Source organism: Wolbachia endosymbiont of Drosophila bocki (assembly GCF_028982005.1).
GTDB classification, from domain to species: Bacteria; Pseudomonadota; Alphaproteobacteria; order Rickettsiales; family Anaplasmataceae; genus Wolbachia; species Wolbachia pipientis.
Window position 1 is genome coordinate 1 of record NZ_JAPQLG010000173.1, and the last position, 9338, is coordinate 9338.

Annotated in this window: 7 protein-coding genes and 1 pseudogene; 3 read left to right on the forward strand and 5 right to left on the reverse strand. The window is 33.6% G+C overall.

What is annotated here, in order from left to right:
* Window positions 1-888, forward strand: a pseudogene (locus OZD61_RS04090) (hypothetical protein); the annotation flags it as partial.
* Between the two features lie 843 nt (window positions 889-1731).
* Here OZD61_RS04090 and OZD61_RS04095 read toward each other — a convergent pair.
* From OZD61_RS04095 to OZD61_RS04105, 3 genes are read right to left on the reverse strand one after another with little or no spacing between them, the layout of a single operon-like run.
* Window positions 1732-2496 carry a hypothetical protein gene (locus OZD61_RS04095; RefSeq protein WP_274979956.1) on the reverse strand — a complete coding sequence of 255 codons (765 nt, stop codon included), beginning with the start codon at window positions 2494-2496 and terminating at the stop codon, window positions 1732-1734.
* Window positions 2421-2894: a hypothetical protein gene (locus OZD61_RS04100; RefSeq protein ID WP_274979957.1), complete on the reverse strand. Its 474-nt coding sequence runs from the start codon at window positions 2892-2894 to the stop codon at window positions 2421-2423. Before OZD61_RS04100 ends, OZD61_RS04095 begins: the two co-directional genes overlap by 76 nt.
* Window positions 2895-2930: 36 nt before the next feature.
* On the reverse strand, window positions 2931-3905 hold the full coding sequence (locus OZD61_RS04105; protein WP_274979958.1) for a hypothetical protein: 975 nt from the start codon (window positions 3903-3905) through the stop codon (window positions 2931-2933).
* 272 nt (window positions 3906-4177) lie between these two features.
* Here OZD61_RS04105 and OZD61_RS04110 point away from each other — a divergent pair, with 272 nt between their 5' ends.
* Together OZD61_RS04110 and OZD61_RS04115 are read left to right on the forward strand one after the other, a co-directional pair.
* Window positions 4178-5341, forward strand: a complete 1164-nt coding sequence (locus OZD61_RS04110) for a hypothetical protein (RefSeq protein WP_274979959.1) — start codon at window positions 4178-4180, stop codon at window positions 5339-5341.
* 78 nt (window positions 5342-5419) lie between these two features.
* Window positions 5420-7336, forward strand: a complete 1917-nt coding sequence (locus OZD61_RS04115) for an ankyrin repeat domain-containing protein (RefSeq protein ID WP_274979960.1) — start codon at window positions 5420-5422, stop codon at window positions 7334-7336.
* Window positions 7337-7617: 281 nt separating this feature from the next.
* Here the strand turns inward: OZD61_RS04115 and OZD61_RS04120 are convergent, their stop codons facing one another.
* Complete coding sequence (locus OZD61_RS04120; RefSeq protein ID WP_274979962.1) at window positions 7618-9102, reverse strand: recombinase family protein; 1485 nt, start codon at window positions 9100-9102, stop codon at window positions 7618-7620.
* A 10-nt stretch (window positions 9103-9112) separates the two neighbouring features.
* On the reverse strand, window positions 9113-9338 hold a 226-nt coding region (locus OZD61_RS04125; protein WP_274979961.1), incomplete at its 5' end, for a DUF2924 domain-containing protein.

Genomic DNA, 9338 nt, shown 5'->3' on the forward strand with positions numbered 1-9338 from the left:
CATAGATATACCTCTTTCTTAACTATGCTTATTTTACCTCATATTTTCGAGATCCTTAACAGGTTCTCAGGAGTAAATGTTCGAGAACGCGCTCTGACAATGGTTTTGTTTGCACTAAGTATTAACTCACTAGTTGTGCTTAACATCCGTCGAATGCTGCGTCACCAGTTTCCAGTAATGGCCTTAGATTTATCACGTCCACATTGGCAAGGTGCTAGAGTACGTGAAGTATTGTGTGAAATGGTTGATGATAATTCTCAAATAAACGTTATTTTAACACCATTTCAGTCACCTGATGATTATTCAAGAAATCGTGGGCATTTCCACGGTAATCTTTCACGAATAGGTGGTGTTGGACAAGTACACGAAGCTGCAAGTGTAATGATGAATACCGGCTGGCAAGATGTCAATAGGCATACGGAATTATTTCAGGAAATTTCTAATGTGTTGTTTCCATTGTTAGAGCAAAATGCTATACAACCATTAAGGCAAGCATTGGTAACAAGTGAAGCTGAATTTCAAGCTGTGTTACATGGATTATTTTATACTCTTGGCAATCCTGCTAGAGTAATTATTGAGTTTCAATTAGAAAGAGGTGGAAGAATAGATCTAGTGTTGTCAAGATTTGTGGAAAGAGATGATACTCATCCAATTGGGATAGAGCTAAAATTTGCTCAAACTGCAGGGCAGGTACGACAAAAAAATGCAGAAGCAAATCGACAATTACAACGATATACACAATGTGGAGGATGTGAACGTATTACTGATGGAGATCAAATGGTTTTGTCATATGCTATATTCAATAATGGTGCGCGAGGGCCAGATACTCTAATATCGGTTAGGGATGTTCTTAACGTAAGAGATAACTTAGGACAGTTTTATAGATGATCTTTTACTAATGGAAGTGCTCATGGTTTGGATGTGCTTATAGTGAAACATACATATTAAGTTTAGAGAGTGTAAGTAAGGTTGAGGGGGGGAAAGTAAGATTTTCGAGTAAGGTGGGGTTGTTTTGTACTTTTTTTAAGATGAGGTAAGTCTTATTAGGTCAAATAAATTTACTGACAAGAAAGATTTACCTAATTTAGTATCTATTAGCGACGTGGTAGAAAATGATTACATGGGCAAGGTCGTAAGGCCAAGATAGATTAAATATAATTTATCTAATTTTTAGTATTTTATGCAAAAAGCTGAAAATTTGAACAGGTATCTATTTCACTATAGACTTACCTCAGTTTTTCTTTCTTATATCAAATGAATTAATATTAATCTAGTAATATATTTTACTAAAAATCTAAATAAAATAACTATTTCCAGTGGTTAAAATCAAGGAACGTGAGAAGTGTTTTTCTTGGGATGGGATGGTCCACCAAACGACACGTGCGAACTTTTATTTATAATAATTTTACTATGCGCCAAAACCAGCTATATTGGCTCACTTTCGCTAAGTTTACATATAAACTGGTTTGCCTAACTTTGTTGCAAAGATTTAAAGCCTCTCCTTTCACAACCCTATTTTTACGCGGCTTGTTCTCACGAGTATATGTACTTTTTTGCGATTTTGGAGAGAGTAAATAATCAAATCTTTTGTGACTCTAAAATTAGGCATTTCTTCTCAACTTATTTTATTCACAGAAAAGATATTCTATTCTCATTTTTTTCATCTACCTTAATGTATAAAAGACCATACAAATAAGTATAAAACTCATACCTTATTGGTTGATTCGAATTTTAGTGATATCTTTTATAATTAAAATCATTACATCCAATTGAATCATTCTCTTCTTTAGCACTGTAGTAGTTTCTAATCCCATGACTTAATTGCTTGGAATAATCAAAGTTCAATGCTCCTTCATCAAATGATTCTTCCTTTAAATTCCTTAACCAGTACTTTATTTCTCCTTCTGTTGATTGTTCGGATGTTACTGATGGAGATTTTTCGGGATACTGTGCTGTACTATGGCATGACAAACACGAAGATTTTTTGTTATCTATTGGACCATTAAGCCTACCTAAATATCCTAAAGAACCTTTCATTACATCGGGATTTATCCAACATTCCAACAACCTCTTTCCAATTATGTAATCTGCCCTAAAATAATTAGGGTCATTACCCCAAGCAACACCCACTAACTTCATATTAAACCACGGATTCTTATTATTTATAGTACAATCATAAATAAATGTACCTGCAACCCACCCTGTTTCTTCTGATCTCTTATCTTTGACTAAAAAATCAATTTGAAATAATCTCAGCTGCTTAAATACCTTTGGAGTCCCTTTCTCAGACTGATTTACGTAACCAGTCCAAGTAATGCTGTTTTTAAGAGTTGGTATATCATCCTCCGTTGCTTCTGTAAATACTAATTTTGCATTTACTGTACCATCTAAGAATTCCCCTTTGGTAATATCAGGATTGTTTATATCTTTCCAGACTTGCCCATATGTATAGCTACCTTGCTCATTAACAATAGAAATTGCCCAATTTTGTAGCATGGATTTTTGATCATTATGCAATTCACCAGGCTTAAAGGATCGTTCTCTTGTAAACCATTAACAAATTCTCTACCATTTATCCCGTAGTGCATCCATGGCGCATGATACCAATTAGCAACCTTATTGCAATGTAAATCAAAATCGCAGTCTATATTCCCATCATATATATACTTTAAAGTTGTATAGGCGTATTTTTGTGGTTCCTCTTTAAATGATATGCATTCCCATGGTCTTTCTTTATTACTCGTTTCAGCTAGGTAATCAGTCTTAATTTTAAAAACCTTGCCTCTATAACCTGAAGGTATTTTATCGCATGAAGATACTAATGCTCCACTAGCATGTACAAAACTACTACTTAACATCAAAAACGATAAGCTTAATACTTCCCAAGTCCGCATTTTAAATTCCTCATAATATCTCCAATTTTTGCTAAACTATACCTTCATATGCCGGTATCCTTTTACCGCATAAACATCCTGTACCTCGATAAATGGCTGCACAAACCTATGGTGATAATATATTGGTTTTAGCATATATGTACTAACTTGATCTAATGCATCAAGTGGTTTGTTTTCTTTAGGTTGAGTATAACAATATAGAACTAGGGCAATAGAACCTAAAATGGCAAAAGCAGCACCCAAAATTGCCAATAACATGAGATTACTTTTCTGATCAGAGATAAGAGGCTTTCCTAAAAATGAAGAAGTTAGTGATCCAAAAAAAAGAGTACATGACAATACTGTAAGACACAAAAAGATCTTCTTTCCTTTAGAATTTTTCTGCGATGGATTATAGCTTGAAGTTTTGTAAATTAATTCTTCACCTTTACTTGTATCTCTAGCGCTGAAACAGATTGCTTGAGGAATTCTTGGCGAATTGCCTGGAGTTCTACTTCCTGAAATCAGTGATTCACTGTGCTGTGGATCATCGTGTGTATAAATACCATCTTTACTTACATCAAATTTAGTACTATTTAAATACATAAAAATGCTATTATTAGGGCTTTCATATGGTTCACTTTCATTTTCATCAGTAAAAAAACTTTCTTCACTGGAAATAGGACTTGATACATTTTCAGTCGATGTCTCTTGCACCATGCCCGAGTCAATACTCTCATTAGTATAGCTCGGAAGGTAACCATCCCAAGAAAGTCCCTGTGCCCCTAATTCATCAAGTGTACCAGTTGAAATACGGAAACTATTAAGACTACCAAACGTGTCACCCAATGTATGAAAACCAATCATATTAGAAACATCACTTTCCTGTTCTAAATTCTTGTTCTCACTCTCATCTTTTCTCTCTCTCCAATCAGAGTCACACACACCGCTCAACTCTTCAGGATTAGGTTGCAACTTGTTCTCCAAAGATGATGATTTTAGACTTTTCCTTTGCAAAATGTTTCTATTCATACCGCCTGTTCCAATACAAATTTTTATTGACCACCTTAAACTTTGGCCTGAGCTAATTATTTAATCAACTTAGAATAACTAAGCGTCAATAATACTTCAAGCAATTATAACTATTGACTTTTACCTTGTGAAAGCTAAAAAAGATAGTAAAATTCTTTTGGCAGTGCTTGAAGGCTGAAAGTAGAAAATGTACAGTGAGTTTGGGTTTATGTTAATTTTTTATAACTTGCTTCCTTCTAACAATGTAATTATCGCAATGAGAAATCTATCCAATGAAACACACATCTTATATCATAGCTAGTGCTTTTGCCACCTTTATGTTGCTTGCATCTGTAGCACTGTCTGAATCCTCTTATTTCGGTTTTTTGTCTTCAGTTGAATTTTTAAGCTCAGCTTTTACCGTCGTAACTGTTTTAGTAGTTGTGCTTTCATATAAAATAATTAGTAATAACAAAGAAATCGAGGCTAGGAAAAATAAATTTGCTCAAAAAGGGCTAGAGCTAGAAAAAGAGCTCATTCTGGAGCAAAAAGCTAAAGAAACTGCAAACAATCAAGTGGAAGAATTAAACAATCAATTACAGCAGAAAAATAAAGAGATAATTGATACAAAACAACAATTGGATGATGAATGTAAGAACATTTCTGAATTAACAACAGAAAAGGAAAAATTAGAAGTAGAGTTAAAAAGCCAAGAAGAAAAAATACAAAAATTGAGCACATTAAAAAACAAAGAGTTAAATGATAAAGGCAGTGAAATCAGGGAATTAAAGAATCAGTTAGGTCATCTTAATGATAAAATGAAGGTTAGTGAACACAATAATCCTAAGATTGAGATGTTGAAAGCGGAAAGAGACAATTTTAAAAATCAATTAGGTCTTCTTATGGAAGAATGCCGAATTATGAAACAGAAAATTGCAGAGAAAGATGCTTGCCCTGCAAAACTAGATTATAATTTAAATAAAATAAAATGTAAGGGAGAACGTTCTCTTAGCCCATCTTATGTTGAACAATTACAAAAGAAAATGCTAAATCAAATTGAAGAATCGTCAAAAAAACAAAAAGTTATAGAAGAAATGAATAATCAAACAAAAGAATTAATGGAAAAAGTTAACTCGCTTACTCAAACAAATAATACTCTTTCTGATAAAATGACCACTTGTTTGAGTAAAAATGAAGAGCTGGTCACCTTCATAAATGAAACATTATCCAATATAGAACGAGAGAAAGAAGATTTGGAATTGCTTTATTCCAGTGAAAAAAAACAGAAAGGGTTTTTGGCTTTAAGAACAATTGAAGATTGCTTAGAAAACTTCAGAGAACTTTATTCAAAAACAAAAGATAGAACAGAAAAATTGAGTATTCCAGTGCAGAGAAAAGGTGAGTTAAGTAATCCTCTTGTCTCTCCCGCTTGCAGGAGTTGTATTCAAGGACATTAAAATTATGTTTAATTGGCTTGACTTATATGATATAAATCATATATAACGTGTTGTCTGTTCAAGTTAGGAGGTGTCATCATGGTTAAAAAGTCAAGAGAACCTAGCGTAGTGACTGCCGAAATAGGTAGTTATTATGAATTCATTAAGGGAGGTTTACTTTGGGCTGATAGAAGTTTGATTGATGATAAAAAGTATCTGGAGGATCTAGTAGACGAGTGGTTTATTCATTCACCTAACTTAAAACTGGAAGAGAGTCAAAAAAAGCTAAATCAAGCACTACTAAATAGTATTATAAAAGATTTCAATCTGAAGGATTATTACTCATTTTCAAATCTTAAGCACTTTTTAAAAAGTAATGAGAAAAATGAAGACCTTAGGCACGTTCTTAATCTAAAAAGAGGACATCTAGGGACAACAATATTGAACGTGTTTCTCGAACACGACGAGGTTATTCCTTCTCTTCTAAAAGCTGGTGCTGATCTAAATATGCAGGATAATAAAGGTAAAACACTTTTGCATGATACTGCTATTTATTCCGGTGGACGTGAAGATCTTGGGTATCTCTTAGATGCAAAAGCTGATCCAAATATACAAGATGAAAAAGGTAACACACCTTTACACTATTATGCTGCTAAGTGTGGTGATTATAGCAGAAAAACTATGGATTTGCTCATAAGCAAAGGAGCTGATTTAAGCACAAAAAATAACGATGGAAAAACTCCACTACAAGTTGCAATTGATAATGGCAATATTATAGAATGTTTATTAACTAATAGTCAAAAAAAATTAAGAAAGCAACTAGGTAAAATGCTTCTCGCTACAATTTCTGATGAAGATTGGGATAGTGCTTATGATCCAGAGGTTGAAAATCTAAGGAAGTTTTTAAATCAATATGAAAATGACAACGACTTAAAGATAGTTTTAAATGTTAAGGATGATAGTTCAGTACTTCTTGATTGGCCATCTCGTCAATTTCCTAATGTAAAAGACTTGCTCTTAAAAGCAGGAGCAGCTGATTTTATAGGTAACAAACAAGACAATTATGAAAAATGCGATAGTTTCTTATCAGAGATTTATCAAATAAATTACCTTGCTAAACGCAATGAGTTTTTAAGTAAGGTAGTAAAAGCTAAAAGCATGATTGAATTACAAGAAGTTGTAAACGAAATCATATCTTCTGGAATAAGACTAAATTTGGCCAAGGGTGAAGAGTGTTATTGCACAGATGAAATACTAGAAAAAATTGCTCAACTGGGAGAAAATTATGAAATTGCTAGTAATATAGTATGTACATTAATATCAAGAGGGGCAAAGTTAAAAAGGTCAGAAAGTTTAAAAGTCATTGATACAATAGAATTAAAGTTCAAAGCTCATAAAGCTAATATGATCAGTTCTCATTTAGAGTATGTTAGTAATGCTGAAGATATTTTTAGAATTGCAAGGGATGCTACTAGCGGTCAACTATATGATGGAAAAATCGATAATAATGTATCTTACTTAGAATACTCAGAGGATAGTATGATAGATGTCGCAAGAATCACAGATAGAACAAGAAATCTGGAACTAATCCAGGAATCATATAGAAGGGATATAATAAAAATTGGCAAAAGTGAGGTGGAAATTATAACCGAAAACGGCATAAGGTATTACACAGAGCTTACAGAAGGTAGCAGTATAGTATTAACTTTCTGTTTAGGAAATGTAGACGTTAGACTGTATCCTGACGTACAAGATAAAAGCAAAATTATAGTAGAAGTGAGTAATAGAGAGGAAATATTAGAAAAATTCAAAGGTCGCGAAAAAGAGTTAGGCAATGATTGCAGGCTCGGTAAGTATTGGGTCTACTATGCTATTGAGCAAGGATATTTTGAAAGATCTGGAAAATTAATGCATTCTGAATCAATAAGTCAGTCTAATGAAAAAACGCCTTTGACAAAGCTTGACAAAATAATAGGAGTTTCAAGTTTCAAAGAAACAGTAAGTCGTTGTATGTAGTAAGAACAGTAAATTCCATCTACCAATAGCAGGCTACCAGCCAGACTTTGTAGCATTAGCGGTTTTTCTTTTTCACCTGTAGTATTTTCTTTGCCAGATTTACTATCAAAATATGATTTGGAAGAAAGTTTATTAGAAGGGTTTTGTCTTGCACAGTGATTTCTATTTTAGCTTTTTTACACACGAATTAAAGATCTTTGCTATTTTCATTATATAGTTAAGTTTTTAACTGATTTACCAAAATTTTTAAAGTGTCAGTTTTCTGGCGCATACTGTCGCTTTTATAAATTAAGACCATAGAATTTTTCCAGTTGTCCACTCCACAGCATCGGTATTTCTCTCAAATCAGCTAACCTCAAACTCCTTGGTTGCCTCCCATTTACTATATCTTCTTTAATCTTTGGTGCTAAATAATTCAGCCTTAAAATTTGTTGCACACGTCTTGTACCTATATTAATTTCGGCACTAAGCTCCTTCACACTTCTATATTTTCCCTCTTCTAGCTGACGTTTCCACAGGTAGGCTCTTACCACTGCTTTCAGTAGCGCATTATTTGTTTTTCCTTCTGGTTCTACTACTGTGCATTTATTTCCTTTCTTTTTTATTGGTATAAATTCTACCTTATTGTCTGAACACACTTCTATTCCATCTTCTTTCACTAATACTGTTTTTATTAACTCTTTCACTATTTCTTTCTGCTTTCCAAAACTTGAATTTTTCCACTCTTCCGCTTTTTCTCCCCATTTTTCATATAATTGCTCTGCTTTTTTCATTACCTCTTTTTCTACTTCTCCTGCTACTACTGTTCGATTTACTGATTCACAATTTTTTTCCCTTAAATGATTGTTGCACACATAATATCGATATCTCTTATTCTCTTTTTTTGCATACGTCAGCGTCATATTTACATTGCAGCTCTTGCATTTAATTATTCCCCTAAGCAATGCTTCCTCATATTTTGCTTCTCGATACGGCTGATTCTTTATCAACTCTTGCGCTTTTTGCCATTTTCCCTCTTCTATGATTGCTTCATGCTTTCCTTCATACTCTTTCTCATAATGTCTTATCTTTCCCATGTATATTGGGTTTGTTATTATTCTCCTTACCGTCGCTTTTTTAAAGATATCTACTTTTGTTCTGTAACCTTGATTATTTAACTCTCTTGCCAACTCTGCCATTGACTTCAGTTCCAAATATCTTTCAAATATATGCCCTACTATTTTCGCTTCTTTCTCATTTATTATTAATTCTTTATCTTTTACATCATACCCAAATGGCAAAGTTCCTCCCATCCATAATCCCTGTTCTTTTGATGTTGCTATTTTGTTTTTTACTCTTTCTACGATCATTTCTCTTTCTAGTTGCGCTGCTCCTGATAATACCGTTTGTACGAACTTTCCCATTGGCGTATTATTATCAAATATCTGTGTTACTGCTACAAAATTTACTCGGTGCCTTCTAAAAAATGACGTTACTTCGATGCTGTCTTTTGTCTCCCTTGATAGCCTATCCAGAGTATATACTACTACACAATCTATCTCTCCTCCTTTCACGTCTGCAAATAATTCCTTTATCGCTGGTCTTTCTAAGTTTTTCCCTGAAAATCCTCCACCATCGTACCTTTTGGTCAATGCTACCCAGCCTTCTTTGATCTTTATATATTTTTCACATGCTACTCGCTGCGCATCAAGACTGTTAAACTTCTGCTCTAGTCCATCCTCATTTGATTTTCTCGTATATATCGCACACCTTACTTCTTTTAGCATTTTCTCCTCTTCAGCTCCCATTTTTATCACGCATCCCGAATAATAAAGGTCCGTTGTAGCTCATTCCCATTATTTTTCTGGCTACTGCTGACAATGACGTAAAAAATTCTTCTCTGTAGATTAAACCCTTGTCTGTTACCATTACCGCATGCGTCTCTTCCCCTCTCTCTAAGAACCTGTTAAGGATCTCGAAAATATGAGGTAAAATAAGCATAGTTAAGAAAGAGGTATATCTA